Genomic DNA, 19122 nt, shown 5'->3' with positions numbered 1-19122 from the left:
GACAAACTTGTATGCATTTCAATTGATAGCTATTAATTTTTAATTAGTTATTGATTAACTCACTGCATAAAATATGCATAAGGGTTTTCTCACCTCAACTTTTAAAATAAAAAAATTATAAAATTTAATTTAGAGAATTTTTTTCATGCCGATGTATTTAATATGCGAACGAAATACGCATTACATATTGCAAAGTGATTGCATTATTATCCATCAATACATGAGGAAGAAATTTCATGGCACAAGTCATTAATACCAACTCCCTGAGCCTGGTAGCGCAGAATAACCTGAATAAATCTCAGTCTGCACTGGGTACTGCAATTGAGCGTCTGTCTTCAGGTGTTCGTATTAACAGCGCTAAAGATGATGCCGCTGGTCAGGCAATCAGCAACCGCTTCACCGCGAACATCACCGGCCTGACTCAGGCTTCACGTAACGCCAATGACGGTATCTCCATTGCGCAGACCACTGAAGGTGCTCTGAACGAAGTTAATGATAACTTGCAGAATATCCGTCGCTTGACCGTGCAGGCGCAGAATGGCACTAACTCCGAATCTGACCGTCAGTCGATTCAGGATGAGATCGACGCACGTCTGGCAGAGATCAACCGTATCTCTGAACAGACCGAGTTTAACGGCGTAAAAGTACTGAGCAAAGAGCAGACGTTGAGCATTCAGGTGGGTTCTAACGATGGCCAGACCATTGATATCAACCTGAGCCAGATGAATGCTGAAACGCTGGGGATGCTGGATTTTGCAGTTGTCGGCGGGGAAGGCGCTGAGGTCGTGACGGTGAAACAAGTCGCTGCCGGTATGACGCTAAGCGGTACAGACAGTGGTGACGACGTTGATGTCGTACTAACCGCTGCAGACATTACCGCTATGGAAACTGAAGCATTTGGCGCTGGTGGCTCCGGTAAAGTGCATATGATTACTGCCGAGGATGGCACGACCTCATTTGTGGCTATCGGTAAAAAGGCTGATGGCACTGAAGTCAGCAATGTCTTAACTGCTGCTTTCACTGCTGAAGATACAGGTGCAGGTGATCCAGCCGAAGTCGCATTTACATTGGGTGGCGCAGCATCTGACACGCAACTGGAGCAAATAAATGGTGCAGCTGGTCAGTTGGGTACGGTTGATGACGCATTAGCTATGGTTGATAAACTGCGTTCCAGCCTGGGTGCTTCGCAGAACCGTTTTGACTCGGTTATCAGCAACCTGAACAGCACAGTCAACAACCTGACTGAATCCCGTTCACGTATTCTGGATGCCGACTTCGCTTCTGAAGTGTCTAACATGAGCCGTGCAAACATCCTGCAATCAGCCGGTATCACCGTGTTGGCTCAGGCGAACCAGGTACCACAGAACGTACTGTCTCTGCTGCGCTAATTAGCCTTAATACCCTCCAGGTTCTGTGTATGTAGTGAACCTTTTAATCCCCCCAACCTTTATCGGCTGGGGGGATTTTTATTTTGTCGGTGACCATCAAGCTAATCTCTTACTCTATTTCATAACGCCATGCGACTTGCCTATTATTTATTAATAATACTGTATAACCCTCGCTATTAAATGTATAATTTTTACACGCAGATGCTGTAAAATGATATTAATCCATTTTTATGACTAAGGTATTAAAACAACCATCGGTCTATTTACATCAAAGATAAATACAGTCTGGCGGCCAAACTCTCGCTATTGATAAAATAAGCAGCAGTGACTTATGTCACCCACCCCCTATCTCGGTAGGGAAAGACAATATCGTTTTATCCAAAACGAAACAGGCAACTATATTTAACAATCAAAGAGGAAGTCTAATGAAGGAAATAACAGATGAAAGCAAAGCCTTGCTTTATGATGTCATGACCGAGATTAAAGAAGATATCAAAACTATCGTCAATCGCTATACCGGTGAAGAACCCTGTATCGAGCTAATATTAAATAGTGAATGCGCAGCATTCCAGTTCTTGCTTGATAATAAGATTGAAATGAAAGTGACACTTTCACCCGCGCTGACTATTCTCTCACCAACGCCAACCGCTTAATGCTGCAAACCACCCAGGAATTATTGGTAGATATAAGTGAAGTGCTAGAAGTTAGCAGCCAGAACTATTAATGATTGGCAGAGGTAAATAATCAGCAGTGGATAGATATAATAAAAAGCGGCAGAAAAGTCTGCCGCTAATACTATTCCCTGATGTGGCTAACAATGGTTATCTATCGCAGGTTCGATTTAGGCCGGTTCGCGCGACTCCTCAATTTGAAACACTGACATCATCTCTTCCATGATGGCCGTCTGCTCATTCATCACTGAGGTGATGGTCGCCGACTCTTCAACTAATGCCGAGTTCTGTTGTGTCACCACATCCATTTGATTAATCGCCACCGCCACCTGGCGGATCCCCATCGTCTGCTCCTCAGAAGCCTGGGTGATATCCTGCATAATGTCGCTGACCTTGCTCACCATCGCCACAATTTCCGTCATGGTATTTTTAGCGCTATCCACACGTTTGCTACCGGCCTGAGTATCCAGCACCGAGCGCTCAATCAGATTTCTGATCTCTTTCGCGGCATCAGAACTGCGCTGTGCCAGATTGCGCACCTCGGTTGCGACTACCGCAAAACCACGCCCTTGCTCACCGGCGCGCGCCGCTTCCACCGCAGCATTCAGTGCCAGAATATTGGTCTGACCGGCAATACCGTCTATCACTTTAATAATATTGGAAATTTGGTTGGCATGGCTGGCAATGGTATCCATCGAATGCACCACATCAACCATGATAACGGAGCCACTATCGGCCATCGCTTTGGTGTCTGTCGCCAGTTTATTGGCTTCATGAGCATGGGAGGTATTATTTTCAACCGTGGTTTTAATTTGTTCCATACTGGCGGCAGTTTCCTGCAACGCACTGGCTTGCTCTTCAGTACGTGAAGACAAATCATTATTACCTTCGGCTATCTCAACCGAGCTATGCTTGATATTAATGGCTATCTCTTTAACGTCCGCAATCGTTTTCGCGAGTGAACAACGCATACTCTCAATCGCGGCAAATAACTTTCCTATTTCATTAGTTCCGCATTGTGACACTTTGCGAGAAAGTTGCCCTTTGCTGATGGCGGAAAAAATCTGCGCAGCTTCAGAAAGGCGATTGAGGATATTCTTAGTGATATATCGAATAAATGAGAGGTAGAGCAAGATATAGAGTGCAGTAATAATGACCAGAGCAATTACCAATGTGTAATGCAAATAGTCTGCTTTAACATCAAATTCTTGCATCAGATTATCAGCAATCGACGAGTACTCGGCAATTAAGGTTTCCAATTGCACGATAAGCGCATCGGCATCATCAATAACGGAGGTATTTTGTTGCAGGTTTTCAAGATAAACCATGTAATTATCCAGAACCTTGATAAAGATGGCTCCAGTTCTTTCTGACAACTCCTGAGAATAGGTTGCCATTTTTGGCTCTTTGATCCATTGCGAGACAATGCTTCGGATCTCTTTATTATTGTTATTGATAGAGTTAATGACTTGCTGATTTGGCACCTGATTGGTTAACATCGCGGTTTTCATAAAGAGAACATCACCACGCGTCTCCATCAGTTTATACAGTGCCTTATTCACCAAAGCAGAACGGTTGTGTAATTTAATGGTGTTATCAAAATTATCTCGCGAGATATCAGAGGTTCTTAAACTTAACCCTGCCAGAATAATAAAGAAAAGCACAATGACGTAAAGGTGGAATTTCACCACCTTTTTAACACTGATAGATGGGAACAAAATTATTATCCTTCTTAACTTATTATTTTAATAAAAACACCTCACAAATTATTTTCTGTATTCTGACAAATCCAACGGTAGACAGAGAAATGCCATGGATACTAAAACCCATTATGCTTGGTGTTTCATTATTTTTATATTAGTAGTATCCTTGCCCGTTACATATTACGGATACTTTATCCTTGCCACACATTTTGAAATGATGTTACTCGTAGACAGCCTCAGCAACTTGCTCAACAATCTCCATCTCTTCGCTATTGAGTAATTTCTCTATATCCACCAGGATAAGCATACGTTCATTCAGTGTACCTAAACCTAGCAAGTATTTGGTTGAAAGTGTGGTAGAAAAATCCGGTGCAGGTTTAATTTGTTCAGCATTTAATGACAGCACATCTGATACCCCGTCAACAACAATACCGACAATACGATTAGCCAGATTTAATACAATAATGACGGTATTATCATTTATATCCGCAGAGGGCAGTTGAAATTTAACCCGAAGATCAATAATAGGAACGATAACACCGCGAAGATTGGTCACCCCGGTAATAAAGTCAGGTGTATTAGCAATTCGGGTTACACGGTCATAGCCCCGAATTTCCTGAACCTTGAGGATTTCAATGCCATACTCCTCATTTCCTAAGGTGAAGACCAAATACTCCTGACCGACATTTTGATCACCAAATTGTTTTTCTATTCCCGAGAAGTTCATCAAATTACCTCATTCAATCGCTACAAATTAATGTTGTTTTTCTGCTGCGGTTTTATTTTTGCAAAGAGTGACTAACGCAACCACATCAAGAATTAATGCCACGCTGCCATCACCCAGAATTGTCGCGGCTGAGATACCCGGAACTTTGCGGTAATTAAGTTCAAGGTTCTTCACCACAACCTGATGCTGACCAATTAATTGATCGACAAGTAATGCATAGCGACAGCCAGCACTTTGCAAAATAACGGCAATACCGTCATTGGCTAGTGTGAAATCGCTCTTAATATCGAAAATCTGATGCAACTCAACCAGGGGCATATATTCTCCCCGGACTTGTAACATCAATTCATCGCCCGCCATCCGAAACAGTGCATTTTCGGAGGGCTTGAGTGACTCCATGACAGTTCCGAGTGGTAGAACATAGATCTCATCGCCGACACGCACCGACATTCCATCTAAAATAGCCAATGTGAGTGGCAAAATAATGCGGATGGTAGTGCCTTTATCTTGTTCGGAATAAATTTCAACATGACCGCCCATTGCCAGGATATTTCTGCGCACCACATCCATACCCACACCGCGTCCTGAAACATCGGTGACTTTTTCTGCCGTGGAGAAACCGGCGGCAAAAATAAGCATCCAGATATCTTCATCACTCCAGTTTTCGTTAATCGCAATCCCTTGAGATTGAGCGCGTGCCAATATTTTTTCGCGATTTAAACCTGCGCCGTCATCAATCACTTCGATAACAATACTGCCACCATGATGCTCCGCCGAAAGCGTCAAATTGCCTTTGGCGGGTTTACCTTTTGCCAAACGTGCGTCAATAGACTCAATGCCATGATCCAGACTATTGCGAACCAGGTGAGTCAGGGGATCAATAATTCGTTCAATCAGACTTTTATCAAGTTCAGCTGATCCGCCTTTTAACGTCAGCTCAACCTCTTTATCCAGTTTGCCACTCAGATCATGAACCAAACGCGGGAAGCGACTAAACACATATTCCATCGGCATCATTCGGATGGACATCACTGATTCCTGCAAATCACGCGCGTTACGCTCCATCTGACCAATACTGCTGATCAAGGTGTCATGTAAGGCGGGGTCCAGCACACCAGAAAGCTGGGAAAGCATGGCTTGAGTAATGATCAGTTCACCGACCTGATTAATAATCTGATCGACTTTTTCTACCGCAACCCGAAGACTACCTGACTCCGCAGCTGGCGCTTTTGCCGCAGGTTTTGGCCTGGCTACCGGAGTATTGGCTGATGTTTTTTGCTGATGCTGATGCTCATTCTCTCCTCTGGCAAGCTCTTCACGTATTGGCGCGATGGCGTCAACCGGTGCTGTTGGTGCATCCAGCACGGCGTTGAGCTTTGGCTCACAGGCCTTTATGGTTATCTGTTCCGGTTCGAGTATGAAACATAATACGGCGAGGATATCGTCTGCAGATGTCGTGGTCTGTAACTGGACATGTAACACATCAGCCTCTTGTTGCTGGCTGACTACCTCACCCAGATTGGCCAACTCTTCGAGTAAAACCGCTTTATCGCCCGCAGGAACCGCGCTTATCGATACCCTAAGCTGACACTGAGAAGACTCGGGTAATGGCGTGACTTGTCGCTCAGATTGAGCGACTACCGCTACGCTATTTTGTTTATCTTCTTGCGCAATTTGGCGCAAAGCATCACAAATATATTGGAAACTGTCCTGGTCAGGCTCCTGCGAGGATTTATACGCATCAAGCTGATCTTGCATAATATCTTTACTCTCCAGAAACAGATTAATGATGTTGCTATTTAGCGTCAGTTCCCCACGCCGGGCGTCATCCAGCAAGTTTTCCAGTATGTGCGTCGTTTCTTGCAATACCGTAAAACCAAAGGTCCCCGCTCCCCCCTTTATCGAGTGAGCAGCGCGAAATATCGCGTTCAGCATTTCCTTATCCGGCGAAATGAAATCAAGCTCTAAAAGATGCCTTTCCATATCAGCCAGTAATTCATCAGCTTCATCAAAAAAGGTTTGGTAAAAATCACTCACGTCCATCTTGTTCAACCTTTTCCTGTATAGAATTAGCAGGAACTGTTTCCGCCGGCGCCACCTCAATTGGTGCTATTTCACTGGCCGACATCTTTTTCAGTTCTGTTATTATTTTCTCACTACCTTGATTATCAGACGCATTCTGCAAAACTGTATCTTCTTGCAAAATGGACTTTTCCTTATCCTTGCTCAGGACCAAAATACTGATCCGCCGGTTGATAGGGTCATCCGGTTTAATATTTTCCAGGTTCATCATGTCCGCTGTGCCAATAACGCGCAGGAACTTATTATCCGCCAATCCTCCAGCGACCAAGGTACGGCGTGATGCATTGGCGCGGTCAGATGACAGCTCCCAGTTGCTATACCCCACCTCACCCCTGGCGTAAGGTAATGAATCTGTATGGCCTGTCAGACTGATTCTGTTGGGAAGATCATTAAGCACCGGAACCAATGCCTGGAGAATGCCCTGCATATAAGGCTCCAGCTCCTTGCTACCCACTTTAAACATCGGCCGCTCTTGGCTATCAATTATCTGAATAAGCAGCCCGTCATCGGTGAGGGAAAGTCGAAGATTCGATTGGAAATGACTTAAACGAGGATCGTTATTGATCAAACTTTCGAGTTTCTGGTGAGCACGCTTTAAATTGACCGTACTCTTTTGCTTATCCAGCTTATTCAACGTCTGCTTGAGAACTTCCCCATCTTGCTGGGTATAATCATCGCCGCCACCTGGAATCGGGCTGCTGCTTAAACTGTTTTTATCACCTTGTGCCACTGATAATTTCAGTGGCATTTTAAAGTAGTCCGCAATTTGCTCACGTTGCAGAGGCGTGGAAGAAGAGAGCAGCCACATCACCAGAAAGAAAGCCATCATCGCAGTCATAAAATCCGCATAAGCAATCTTCCAGGAGCCACCGTGGTGGCCGTGTTTATGTCGCTTGCGTTTACGAACGATAATTACAGGTTGCCGCTGGTTACTCATGACGGGCTATCCGTTGCGCTGCTGTTTGCCGAGGATTTCACCTCTCTGACATGTTCTTCCAGTTCAACAAAGGTTGGACGCTCAGAGGAGAAGAGTGTTTTACGACCGAATTCAACCGCGATCTGAGGTGCATAGCCATTCATACTCGACAACAAGGTAACGCGAATACATTGCAGCATTTTGAGCTGCTCACTGCTCTTTTGGCGTAGCAACGTTGCCAGTGGCAAGATAAATCCATAAGCCAGCAAAATACCCAGGAAGGTTCCCACCATGGCGTGAGCAATCAGCTCACCTAATTCAGCAGCCGGGCGATCTGCGGAAGCCAATGCATTCACCACCCCCATCACTGCGGCAACAATACCAAAAGCAGGTAAGGCATCACCGATAGCATTTAAGCTATTAGCGGGCACTTCATGTTCATGCTCACAGGTTTCAATTTCCTCATCCATTAATGCTTCTATTTCGAAAGCATTCATGCTGCCACTTATCATTAGGCGTAAATAATCAATGATAAACGTCATTAATTCACGATCTGCAAGCAAGCGTGGATAAGCGGTAAAGATAGCGCTGTTCTGCGGGTCTTCAATATCATTTTCCAGCGTCATAAGGCCATTCTGCCGACCTTTAGTCAGCAGCAAATACATCATTGCCAGAACGTCCATATAAAGCGCTTTGGTATAGTGCGAACCTCTGAATAAATGTGGCAGTGACTGCAATGTGGCTTTTATTGATTTGCCATTATTACCGACAATAAAAGCCCCTACTCCTGCGCCCCCAATAATCAAAAGCTCACTTGGTTGGTAAAGTGCACCTAGTTGCCCCCCCGCGAGACTGAATCCACCGAAAACAGTCAAAATGACAACCAAATAACCAATAATGACTAGCACATACACTCCTTAATAATTAAATACTCAAACCACACCTAAATGCTTGTAAATGCTTGGTTGTCATAAATTTTAGAAACGGGGCAGCCGTACCAAATAAAATTGATACTATTGTTTATGACTAAAATCTATTTAACGACTTATCGTTTATACGATAAGGGGGTTCTCTTCTGGTGAATCAGGCGTTTTACATTTCTTAATTGCACGAGAAGGTGGGCTGCATAAACTACAGGTAAAAGGATTTTTTGAATGTTCACTCGTTACCACAAATCCCCCACCACAAATACAACACTCTTTATGTTCTATAATTCCACAATTGATGAATCTTAATAGTGTCCACGCACGAGTTAAGCCAAGAACTTGCTTTTCACCTGGTTGAGGTGGGCATTGTTCCAGATATAATCGATAGGCTTTTACAGTTGCTTCTATAGGTCTACAAGGCTCAGTCTTTTGCAGATAAAGATGGATATTATAAAACATAGATGAGTGAATATTTTGTTCCCATGCCATAAACCAGTCTTCTGAGAAAGGTAGCATTCCTTTAGGCGGCGGGCATCCTCTGAGCTCTTTGTACAAGCGTAATAATCTTCTACGGCTCAAACTCGTTTCGCTTTCCAACATTTGCATACGAGCACCAAAAGAAATTAGCTCCATTGCAATTTGTACTTCTTTAATTTCCTGCAATATACTTTTTTCAGTCATAATCACTAACCCCGTTAAGTTGGTGTGATGCTTTGCTCAGAAAGCGAATTAAGCAGATTGGTGGACAAAATGATGCCCGTATGGATCTGCTGCAAAGCCTCAATACGAGAGTCTTTAGTCAAGTTATCAATAACAATTTCGTTATCAACACGAAGACGACAAATCAACTGGTTGGTTGATGCCAGTTTTATCAACTGAGGGAGTGACAATTCTTTTAGCGTATCAATAGTCGCTTCCGTCAATCCCAGGCGAAAGCCCGCCGCAAATTTATCTTCTCTAATTAATTGTTGAGCCAATAACAAATAGGACAAATTGATGTCATGGATTCTCTGTAACTGCTGATCGACAGCTCCTACATTACTTCCTAAAATCATTTTCGGTTACCATATTCATTTCACCGACAGCATGAATGAATGTTAATTAATCTGCTGAAATTTGATAAATAAATTAAACCTACAGTTAGAGTATCGATCACGTTAGATATAATCTTTTTAACAATAGGATAATCTTTATCGCCTTATTGGTTATATACATCATGAAAGTAAAACATGACTCTGTATCGCCACGCTCATTTATCATGTTGAAATCAAATATTGCTCTACCAGACCCTCGTCAGACTCAATACATTAATATGCCAAAAAGCAGAGACCGTTCATCGTACCTAATATTTCAAAGCAAAAGACGGTGAGAGGAACACTGTTTCAATATAATAACCACTTTATTCGGCAAGCTCAACTTTTAATTATCATGCACTCTAACAAATGAATATTTCATTGAAATAAACCCCTAATTAAACCAAGCCTTTTTATTAAACTCTGTTCTTGGTTTAATAATGATTTAAATCAATAAAAATATTATATCATTATAAATTCATTGACTTAGAGCATCTAATCTTGCGCGCAATCGTTTAATTGCCTGACTATGTAGCTGACTAACTCTCGTTTCCGTAATATCTAAAAGCACACTTATTTCTTTCATATTCAACTCTTGTTGATAATAGAGATTCAAAAGAAGTTGTTCTCTTTCTGGCAGTGCTTTTATTTCTCGACTAATTTGCTTAGTTAAATTTCCTTTCATTATTTCATGCAAGGGATTCAACATTTCATTCTGAATATCTGGCTGCTCTACACTGTCTGAGAATTCCTCTTGTAATTCATCCAGAGAATAGAGCTGACTGGTGTTAGTGTCAGCCAACATTTGTTGATATTCACGTAACGTCACCCCCATACTTGCAGCAACTTCAGCTTCGGTTGCTACCTGACCACTTTCTTGTTCTATACGTTGAATAGTGGCAGCAATTTCACGTCCATTACTACGAACCCGGCGCGGCACCCAATCACGCTCCCGCAGTTCATCTAACATCGCCCAGCGAATGCGCTGAGTAATGTAAGTGCTTAATCCTATTCCCTTCTTAGGGTCAAAATGGTCGATCGTAGTCAGTAGCCCTATGGCCCCAGCTTGAATAAGATCATCAAGCTCTACACTGGCGGGTAAACGAGCCTGTAAACGTAGAGCTTCATGCCGAACCAAAAAACCATATTTGGGCCACAACTCTTCCTTCTGCACGACACCATCATGGGTATAAATACCATTCACAATTACATTATCCAGCCTACAAAAAACGTACGATATTATTAAGGATAAATCTGAGATCAAATAGCCTGATAAGGCGATACAATATTGCGCAATCCGGAACTTAAATTTTGTCTTTATCGCGCAATATCCAACATTAATGAAATTATCACCTGCGATACTGATTAACACCGCTAAATGAAACTACCGTCTCATTTAGAAGGTTTCCCACTGCCCTTCCGCTGTATTTTTGTTCATTTCAGGTTCATTTTTAGTGGATGTAGAACTAAAACGTGGGGCCTTTGTTTCGCGTTCCCGTTCCACTCGTTTTTCAGCGGTAGATTGGTGGATAATAAATTTAGACACAATGCCATCCAGCGCTTCTGACTGCACTTCCAGATTATTGGCTGCCATTGCGGCCTCTTCAACCATCGCAGCATTTTGTTGCGTCACCTGGTCCATCTCATTTACGGCTTGAGCAATCTGATTAATACCGGCGCTTTGCTCATCAGAGGCTGAGGTTATTTCACCCATAATATCAGTTACTTGAGTTACAGAATTCACAATATCCTTCATCACCATTCCCGCCTGATCAACCTGCTGAGAACCGGTGCTGATATTGGATACGCTGGTGGTGATGAGCTGGTTAATTTCTTTGGCTGCATCAGCACTGCGTTTCGCCAGATTGCGAACTTCTTCTGCGACAACGGCAAACCCGCGACCTTGCTCACCCGCTCTGGCAGCTTCAACTGCTGCATTCAACGCCAGAATATTCGTCTGATTTGCGATACTGTCGATGACACTGTTGATATCAGCAATCTGACGCGAACTCTGGGTGATTTGCTGCATAATATTTTCGAGGTTAGTCATGACATTGCCGCCATTACCCGCATTAAGACTGGCGCTTTCTGCTAACTGACGTGCGGTATGGGCATTATCGGCATTCTGGCGCACCGTTGTTTTTAACTCTTCCATGCTGGCTGCAGTTTGCTGCAATGCCGAGGCTTGTTCTTCTGTTCGTGCTGACAGGTCAGTATTACCCTGTGCTATTTCCTGCGCATTGCTATAAATACGGGTCACGCCATCACGGATACCCGCAACAGTGCCAGTCAGCGATACACGCATTTTTTCCAGTTCAATTAACATCAGGCCGAGTTCATTTTCGTCCCCAACATCAATAGCTTCACTCAAATCGCCACTGGCGATCTTTTTGATAGATTGCGACGTTTGTACCATGCGCATAACCAGGGCGCGCTTTAACCAAAGACGAACCAGCAGCAATAAGATAATTGAGGTGATCGGCACCACTACCGCCATGAAGATCATCTCGTGGTAATCTTCTTCTGCCTGATTGGTAAATTGGTTGTTCAGTTTATTGGCAGCAACTTCAAAAATATCTATTTTCTCTCGTAGGACAACGCGTTCATGCATTTCGCTATCCAGGGTGTCCGGCATACTGCTGGGATTGGCAATGTAATTCAGTTTTTCAATTGAGAAATTTAATACTTTCGCAAACTGTTGATTCAACTCGGCAGCGGCATGTTCAGTTTCAGACGAATTAAACGGCGTTGACATAAATGTCGCCATTGCCTCTTTGGATCTGGCGAGAATACTTTTAGCATTCTCAATCGATGCTGGCTCAACAACTCGGTTAAGATTTGTTTGTAGCATCAAGGCATTAACATGCGCTAACCCACTATAAAGGTTAAAAACAGAGTCACGCATACCGTTCATATTATCTGCTGCGATAAAAGTACGATTAAAGTTATCTTTACTCGAAATAGAATTCAGCAAACTGTATGCCGTTACCAGCATCAAGAACACAACGAAGACACTAAGAATACAAGTAATACCTGTCGATATTTTCAATTTTTTAAACATGATTAACCTTAATCACAACAGATAACTGCTGCTGACATTTCGCAGAGATAAAGAATCAGTAAATTATTACAACAATAACCTTCACAAATAAGTTAAATAATAAGAACAATAATTTTAACAATGTAAAGTTTTGAAAATTAATATCACATATTAAATATCGACATTTTTTGCATGCTCTGAAATACCATAAAGGAAGAGCTAAGAGCGAATTCAGTCATTTTAGATTGGGATATTAGTGTAATAATTGAATCGTAATCTGAACCCACGGTTTCTTGCAGCCGTGACTCCAGATTAATTTTTTGTGTCGCCGAGCTAAGATCAAGAGAATCTATTTGTTGGAGACTGGTCCCCACTTGTGCCTGCACCTTACCGAGATTATCAATCCCTTTCTTGATAGAAATATTGACGCTATCCAGAGTTTGTTGCAGCGCTTCACGATCAGCATCAGTGTCTACAGGTGTATTCAATGCCGCGATGGCTTTATCTAACTGAACAAACAGATCGTCAGCAGACCCACTCATAAAGACGTCACGCCCGGTATGCCCGACTTGCATTTCAGTGCTATCAGCCACAATTTGGGTCATGGGTGAGTCACCACCGACATAGGAACCATCTGGCAGGAAAGGCCGGGTTCCGGTATTAAAGCCGGCAAAAATAAAGCGGCCGCTACTGTTGGTACTGTTAGCCAAATCCAACATGTTATCGCGAATGCCCTGTAATTCTGTCGCCAGCGCCTGCCGGTCAGCATCAGAATGGACACCGTTGCCACCCGCAACAATTTTTTCACTCAAATTTTTGGTTAAAATATTGCCCAAAGAAGTGAGAACATTATCTTCGAGTTGCAACGCATCTTTAGCATAAAGACGAGCGGTATCGAATTGATTCATATTTGACAGCGCATTTTGATAAATGACAGCCTGAGAAGCCCCAGCGGGATCATCAGAAGGCGTCAATAAATTTCGCTGGGCGGATAAGCGCATATAAATATCATTGCCGCTTGTCATCGCCTTCGACAAACTATCGATATTATGCTGATACATATACTGGGTGCTAAGACGCATCGAAATTTCCTTAATCTATTATCAAACTACTCGTGCCGCAGTAAACAATGAGGGGCTACCTAATACTCAATAGTGTGTCGAAGAGCGTTGTCGCCGTCTGGAGCACTTGCGCATTCGCCTGATAATATTGGGTATACAGTTGTAAATTCATGTATTCCTCATTCAGGTCAACGCCAGAAACGGATTGCTGCTGAAGAATAACAGCGTCTAAAACTTTCCCTGTCGTTGCCGCATCTGCTTTAAGTGCCGTCATTGATGAACCAACTGAACTCACCAAACTGGCATAAGCCTCGGTCAAAGTTGCATTGCCAACCAAGTTTTCACTTTTGATGGCAATCATATCTTTGATATTTTCGTTATTACTTTGCTCATCAGGATCGGATGAACTTGAGGCCGCTATTTTATCCACATCAGTAATAGCAACGCTAAGTGACCCTGCGACACCCGCTACCGGGTTTAAAACAAAGCTATCATTAGGTTCTGGTGTTCCCTGAGGCATAATGGAAATACCATCAAACTCTAATTCACCATTGGCACCAATAGTTGGCGTAATCGTTCTGCCAGCGCTGGTTTGTACTTCCCAATCATTCGCGCCGGGGCCTTTATAGGTTAAGGTATAGTCCTCAGCCTTCACCTGACTGATATCGGTAAAGCTGACGTCTAATGTGGAATCACTGGTATTATTTCGGTTCGCAATGGCAACAGGGTCAGCAATATTAAAGAGATCTCCGCCCGGCAGCCCTTCGCGATCAAAACCTGCCGCATTAACCTCGTTGAATTTATTGGCCATCTGCAATGCCAGTTGGTTTAACTGGTTGCGGGCATCAACTAAGTCCTCATTACGGAATTTAAACAACCCACCCAATCTGCCGGAGCTCATTTGCTCCTCGTCCAGTTGCATCTTATTACCCGATGCATCTACATATGAGACGATAGTTTTAGATGGGTCTTCTGGCGAAGCTGATGCTTCAAGCTGATAAGAGCGATCACCATTAACCAATGGCATGCCATTCGCCATAGTGACATCAACCCGGCCAGTGGTTGGATTCTCATTGACCCGAATCCCCACCTGCGCACTGATTTGCTCCAACACTAAATCACGCTGGTCAAGTAAATCAGCGGGTAGCTCACCAGTCTGACCGTAGATCTTAGCAATCTCTTCATTCAGTTTTGCGAGCTGTTTTGCCCCGGCATTGATGTCAGATACACTTTGGCTAATCTGCGTATTGGTGCTTTTTTCCAATCCGTTAAGAGTATTGCTATTGCTATTAAACTGATAAGAAATGGCTTTGAATTGGGATAATACGCCTTGGCGGGCAGCCTGGCTTACCGGGTCACTACTCACTTTCTCCAGCGCGCCAAAGATATTATTCATGGTGACTGAGATATTATTCGTATCATCTCCCAGCATGTTATCAATTTGGCTAAGCTGCTGGTAACGCCCATTTAATGCAGAAAATTCTGTGGTCGCGCTTCGTAATTGATTATTGATAAATCCATCATAAGCACGCCGAACACCGTCAACCTGAACACCATAGCCAAAGAAGCCAGCATTCGTGGTTTTGCCACCGGCCTGGCCTAGCATAATACTTTGTCGGCTATACCCTACTGTTACAGCATTATTCAAGTTATTGCCGACGACATTAAGTGCCGCTTGTGCTGAACTAAGCCCACTCTGGGCCAAATTAATAAGATTCATAAATCACCGACATTGTATTCTCTGCAAATTCTTTAGCGAGTTTCACCAGGATTATTCCGTAGGAAAATTCGCACCTATATAATCTATCGGTTGTTCAAAAATAAACTAAACCTTCATTTGCTAAAATAATGAAGAAAGATCGGTTTTATAGGCATTCAGGCCCTGATCAATATTCCCTTTCACTTGCTGAATGATACTTATTAATTTCTTGGCATAACTTGGATCGGTGGCATATCCCCCAGACTGTAATGCCCGAGCAGCATGTTCTGGTGAAGCAGATTGTGCAACATTTTGATAACGGGGATTATTCATTAACAGCGAGGTATAATCTGACAGAGCTTCAGAATAAGATGGATATACTCTAAATGCCGCTTTCACCTTTTGTGGCGCGCCATTTATATATTCTGTTGTCATTATTTCCGTGGTATCCCCTTTCCAATCCGGCGTCGCTTTTATGCCAAATAAGTTATGACTAGGTTTACCACTTGTTGTTGCAATTTCCTTATTTCCCCAACCAGATTCAAGTGCTGCCTGAGCAATAATAAGCTGGTGAGGAATCCCGCTTTTTTGTGCTGCGGCAATAGCTGGGCCTAACATGCGGGAAATAAAACTGGTATTTTTCTCGCCTTTACCCGTATAGCGTATCGCTTCACCTTCATCTTGCGACTGAGCCGGTGGCGATGGCGCTGCATATTGCCGCTTGAGTAAATCCAGGTTCAGGCTATAAGGAGCCGGGGAGGCGCCGGGCGTATTATGTACCGCTGTCGTTTCCCCCCCCATTTGCTTAACCATCAAGTCAGCAAATCCCATCTTACTTTGATCGGCAATATTTTGTGATATCTGTTGATCGTACATCGAGGTAAACATATCCGATGCCTGACTATGTAGCAGACCATCTTTAAAAGAAGCATCTCGCATACTTTTGAGCATCATCTGAATAAACATGCCCTCCATTTGCTTCGCCGCTTCTTTTATTCCTTCCGAAGAGTTGCTTTTTACCTCGCGTTTCAGAGCATCCAAGCTGCGAACATCAAACGCCGCCCCTGAAGAGAGTGCTGAACTGCTCATCAGTTAGTCTCCAGTTTGGCGCGCAGGCAACCGGCACTTTTCATTGATTGCAGGATCGACATCAGATCATTTGGTGTTGCGCCCAGGCTATTAAGCGCTCGCACTACGCTATTCAGATCCGCACTGGTATTCACGCGTTGCAGATGACCATTTTGCTCACGAATTGATATCTGCGTGTTTGGTGTCACGACAGTTTGTCCACCGGCCAATGGGGTGTCTGGCTGACTGACCTCATTGGTCTGGGAGACTTCCACGGTTAAATCCCCCTGCGCCACGGCGCAAGCATCCAGAGAAACATAGCGGTTCATCACCACAGAACCGGTGCGGGAGTTAACAATCACTTTGGCGTCCATCACCCCAATTCGAACCGGAATATCTTGTACTGCGGCCAAAAAGCGCACTTTTGCCGCACTGTCCGTGGGCGTGAACAGCTTGATGGTACGAGAGTCTTCAGCAATGGCGGCCCCGCTGAAACGCCGGTTTATCTCATCACTCATTTGCTGAGCAACAGAAAAATCCTCTTCGTTAAGCTGTAATCTCAGGATGCTCTCGTTAGCAAAACTAACCGGCACTTCGCGTTCAACAGTCGCACCACCACTGATCCGCGCTCCGTTTAGCTGATTCACTTGCACCCGGCTACCGCCACTTTGCGCACCTGCGCCAGATACCAGCAAGTTCCCCTGAGCCAGCGCATAAATTTGGTTATCCACCCCTTTCATCGGCGTCATCAGTAAGGTACCGCCGCGTAGGCTCTTCGCATTCCCCAGCGAAGAGACAACAACGTCGATTTTCTCACCTGGCCGGGCAAACGGAGGCAAATCGGTAGTGACCATCACCGCCGCCACATTCTTTAGCTGCATATTGGTACCGGCAGGTACCGTGATCCCTAACTGGGACAACATGTTATTCAGGCTTTGTGTGGTGAACGGCGTTTGCATGGTCTGATCCCCGGTGCCATCCAGTCCAACCACCAGCCCGTAGCCCATCAGAGAATTGCTTCGAATCCCCTGAATAGACGTTAAATCGCGAATGCGCTCTGCCTGAGCGTTGTGTGGCATCCAAACAATCAAGCCCGTACAAAATAGGCTCAAACATAATGTGAGAAATGAAGTTTTCATTAGCTGTTCATTAATAAGGAGAAAGGTTGAGGAACAGACGTTGCAACCAACCCATCTGTTGCGCTTCGTTGATGTATCCATTACCGACATATTCGATACGCGCATCGGATACTTGGGTAGAAATGACCGAGTTGCTGCTACTGATGGTTCGGGGGTTTACCACCCCAGAGAAACGGATGAATTCAGTCCCCTGATTGATGGCAATCTGCTTCTCGCCCACCACTTTGAGGTTGCCGTTTTCCAGCAGTTGCTGCACGGTAACAGTGATGGTTCCACTAAAGGTATTTCTCGCGGCGGCACCGCCCTTACCTGAGAAATCATTGCTGCCACTGATAGCCGCATTGGCTTTATCACCGCCAAATAACCCGTTCAACGCATGAGGCACGGTATCGAATGAGATGCCGGTTGAGCCGTTACGGTTGGCATTGGCAGAGGAACTTTTACTGGCACTGACATTTTCTTGCAGCACAATCGTTAATGTGTCACCTACATTACGCGGTCTACGATCTTCGAACATGGGCTGATAGCCATAGTTCATCGCCTGTCCGGTCTGAAAAACTGACCCGTTAGCGACCACCATTGCCGGTGACGACGGGCTGGCAGTGGTGGCACCATCGACCAACGGCTTGTGAGGGAGATAAGCGCACCCCGTCAACAATAACGTCAGTACTACAGAGGTCGACAACAGCCCCAGGCCACGTTTAAGACTTGGGGATGTAAGAGGTGTATTCATTTCGGATATGGCGGAACAAGGCTGGTTTTTCATTTCATCCACTACGGGCAAAAACAACCGTAAATCGGCCCCTGCTTGCAAGGCAGAGGCCAGACTTATGGCTGCTATCAAAGTTGTGTCAGGCGTTGCAACATCTGATCCGATGTCGATACCGCTTTACTGTTAATTTCATAGGCGCGCTGAGTCTGGATCATATTCACCAGCTCTTCCGCCACATTAACGTTGGAGGTTTCGACATAACCTTGTCGAAGGCTACCGCCACCATTCAGGCCGGGCGTGGTTTCATTGGGCGCACCGGAAGCCTGGGTTTCGCGGTAGAGGTTTTCACCAATGCTTTCCAGACCGGAATCGTTAATGAAGGTGCTTAACGTGAGCTGCCCCACCTGCTGCGGTGCAGTTTGCCCCGGCACGGTGACACTCACGATGCCGTCATTACCCACGGTCAAAGTATCCGCATCCTGCGGGATAGTGATGGCCGGTTGTACCGGATAACCGCTCGCGGTCACCAGTTGACCATTCTGGTCAAACTGGAAAGAACCGTCGCGGGTATAAGCGGTGGTGCCATCGGCCAATTGGATCTGGAAGAACCCGTGCCCTTCAATTGCCAGGTCTTTGCTGTTATTGGTTTGCGTCAATCCCCCTTGGCTATGGATGCGCTCGGTTGCCACCGGACGTACCCCGGTTCCCAACTGCAATCCGGACGGGATAGTCGTCTGCTCTGAAGACTGCGCACCGGGTTGACGTAACGTTTGATAAAGTAAATCTTCAAATACCGCACGCTGTCTTTTAAACCCATTAGTACTGACGTTTGCCAGGTTATTGGAGATAACGTCCATATTGGTCTGTTGTGCTTCAAGACCGGTTTTGGCAATCCATAAAGAACGGATCATACTGAA

The 19122-nt window shown here is 44.6% G+C and carries 17 protein-coding genes; 2 read left to right on the top strand and 15 right to left on the bottom strand.

Translation table 11 applies throughout. From position 1 onward, the window contains the following. The first annotated feature begins 236 nt into the window (after window positions 1-236). Both HU019_RS12560 and HU019_RS12555 read left to right on the top strand, forming a co-directional pair. The gene (locus HU019_RS12560; RefSeq protein WP_174848054.1) at window positions 237-1388 is read left to right on the top strand and encodes a FliC/FljB family flagellin; all 1152 of its coding nucleotides are present in this window, start codon (window positions 237-239) and stop codon (window positions 1386-1388) included. A 425-nt stretch (window positions 1389-1813) separates the two neighbouring features. Further along, window positions 1814-2041, top strand: coding sequence for a hypothetical protein (locus HU019_RS12555; RefSeq protein ID WP_076707241.1), 228 nt, complete (start codon window positions 1814-1816; stop codon window positions 2039-2041). A 188-nt stretch (window positions 2042-2229) separates the two neighbouring features. On the opposite strand, the gene HU019_RS12550 is transcribed toward HU019_RS12555, so the two are convergent. From HU019_RS12550 to flgG, 15 genes are all read right to left on the bottom strand, one after another. After that, a complete protein-coding gene (locus HU019_RS12550; RefSeq protein WP_174848055.1) occupies window positions 2230-3777 on the bottom strand; it encodes a methyl-accepting chemotaxis protein in 1548 nt (515 codons plus the stop codon). 205 nt (window positions 3778-3982) lie between these two features. After that, complete coding sequence (cheW, locus tag HU019_RS12545) at window positions 3983-4489, bottom strand: chemotaxis protein CheW (protein WP_077174439.1); 507 nt, start codon at window positions 4487-4489, stop codon at window positions 3983-3985. 27 nt (window positions 4490-4516) lie between these two features. Further along, window positions 4517-6532 (bottom strand): chemotaxis protein CheA, encoded by a 2016-nt coding sequence (gene cheA / locus HU019_RS12540; RefSeq protein WP_174848056.1) that lies wholly within the window; start codon window positions 6530-6532, stop codon window positions 4517-4519. Continuing rightward, window positions 6519-7508: a flagellar motor protein MotB gene (motB, locus tag HU019_RS12535; RefSeq protein ID WP_174848057.1), complete on the bottom strand. Its 990-nt coding sequence runs from the start codon at window positions 7506-7508 to the stop codon at window positions 6519-6521. Before motB ends, cheA begins: the two co-directional genes overlap by 14 nt. Next, entirely contained in the window at window positions 7505-8395 is an 891-nt protein-coding gene (motA, locus tag HU019_RS12530) for a flagellar motor stator protein MotA (RefSeq protein WP_174848058.1), read from the bottom strand. The genes motB and motA overlap by 4 nt, the downstream gene beginning before the upstream one ends. A 144-nt stretch (window positions 8396-8539) precedes the next feature. Next, window positions 8540-9094, bottom strand: a complete 555-nt coding sequence (gene flhC, locus HU019_RS12525; protein ID WP_077174443.1) for a flagellar transcriptional regulator FlhC — start codon at window positions 9092-9094, stop codon at window positions 8540-8542. 14 nt (window positions 9095-9108) lie between these two features. Then, on the bottom strand, window positions 9109-9468 hold the full coding sequence (flhD, locus tag HU019_RS12520) for a flagellar transcriptional regulator FlhD (protein WP_077174444.1): 360 nt from the start codon (window positions 9466-9468) through the stop codon (window positions 9109-9111). A 496-nt stretch (window positions 9469-9964) separates the two neighbouring features. Next, window positions 9965-10690: an RNA polymerase sigma factor FliA gene (locus tag HU019_RS12515; protein WP_174848059.1), complete on the bottom strand. Its 726-nt coding sequence runs from the start codon at window positions 10688-10690 to the stop codon at window positions 9965-9967. Window positions 10691-10882: 192 nt separating this feature from the next. Then, entirely contained in the window at window positions 10883-12547 is a 1665-nt protein-coding gene (locus HU019_RS12510; protein ID WP_174848060.1) for a methyl-accepting chemotaxis protein, read from the bottom strand. A gap of 143 nt (window positions 12548-12690) precedes the next feature. Continuing rightward, window positions 12691-13608 carry a flagellar hook-associated protein FlgL gene (gene flgL / locus HU019_RS12505; protein WP_174848061.1) on the bottom strand — a complete coding sequence of 306 codons (918 nt, stop codon included), beginning with the start codon at window positions 13606-13608 and terminating at the stop codon, window positions 12691-12693. Window positions 13609-13663: 55 nt separating this feature from the next. Further along, entirely contained in the window at window positions 13664-15307 is a 1644-nt protein-coding gene (gene flgK, locus HU019_RS12500; protein WP_174848062.1) for a flagellar hook-associated protein FlgK, read from the bottom strand. A gap of 120 nt (window positions 15308-15427) precedes the next feature. After that, a complete protein-coding gene (gene flgJ / locus HU019_RS12495; protein ID WP_174848063.1) occupies window positions 15428-16375 on the bottom strand; it encodes a flagellar assembly peptidoglycan hydrolase FlgJ in 948 nt (315 codons plus the stop codon). Continuing rightward, complete coding sequence (locus HU019_RS12490) at window positions 16375-17433, bottom strand: flagellar basal body P-ring protein FlgI (RefSeq protein ID WP_235921110.1); 1059 nt, start codon at window positions 17431-17433, stop codon at window positions 16375-16377. The genes flgJ and HU019_RS12490 overlap by 1 nt, the downstream gene beginning before the upstream one ends. 70 nt (window positions 17434-17503) lie before the next feature. After that, complete coding sequence (locus HU019_RS12485; RefSeq protein WP_077174605.1) at window positions 17504-18226, bottom strand: flagellar basal body L-ring protein FlgH; 723 nt, start codon at window positions 18224-18226, stop codon at window positions 17504-17506. A 107-nt stretch (window positions 18227-18333) separates the two neighbouring features. After that, on the bottom strand, window positions 18334-19116 hold the full coding sequence (flgG, locus tag HU019_RS12480) for a flagellar basal-body rod protein FlgG (protein ID WP_076707228.1): 783 nt from the start codon (window positions 19114-19116) through the stop codon (window positions 18334-18336). Between the last annotated feature and the right edge of the window lie 6 nt (window positions 19117-19122).

This window comes from Yersinia artesiana (assembly GCF_902726545.1).
GTDB classification, from domain to species: Bacteria; Pseudomonadota; Gammaproteobacteria; order Enterobacterales; family Enterobacteriaceae; genus Yersinia; species Yersinia artesiana.
Note: the sequence above shows the minus strand (reverse complement) of the source record. Positions and strands in the feature narration are given on the sequence as shown.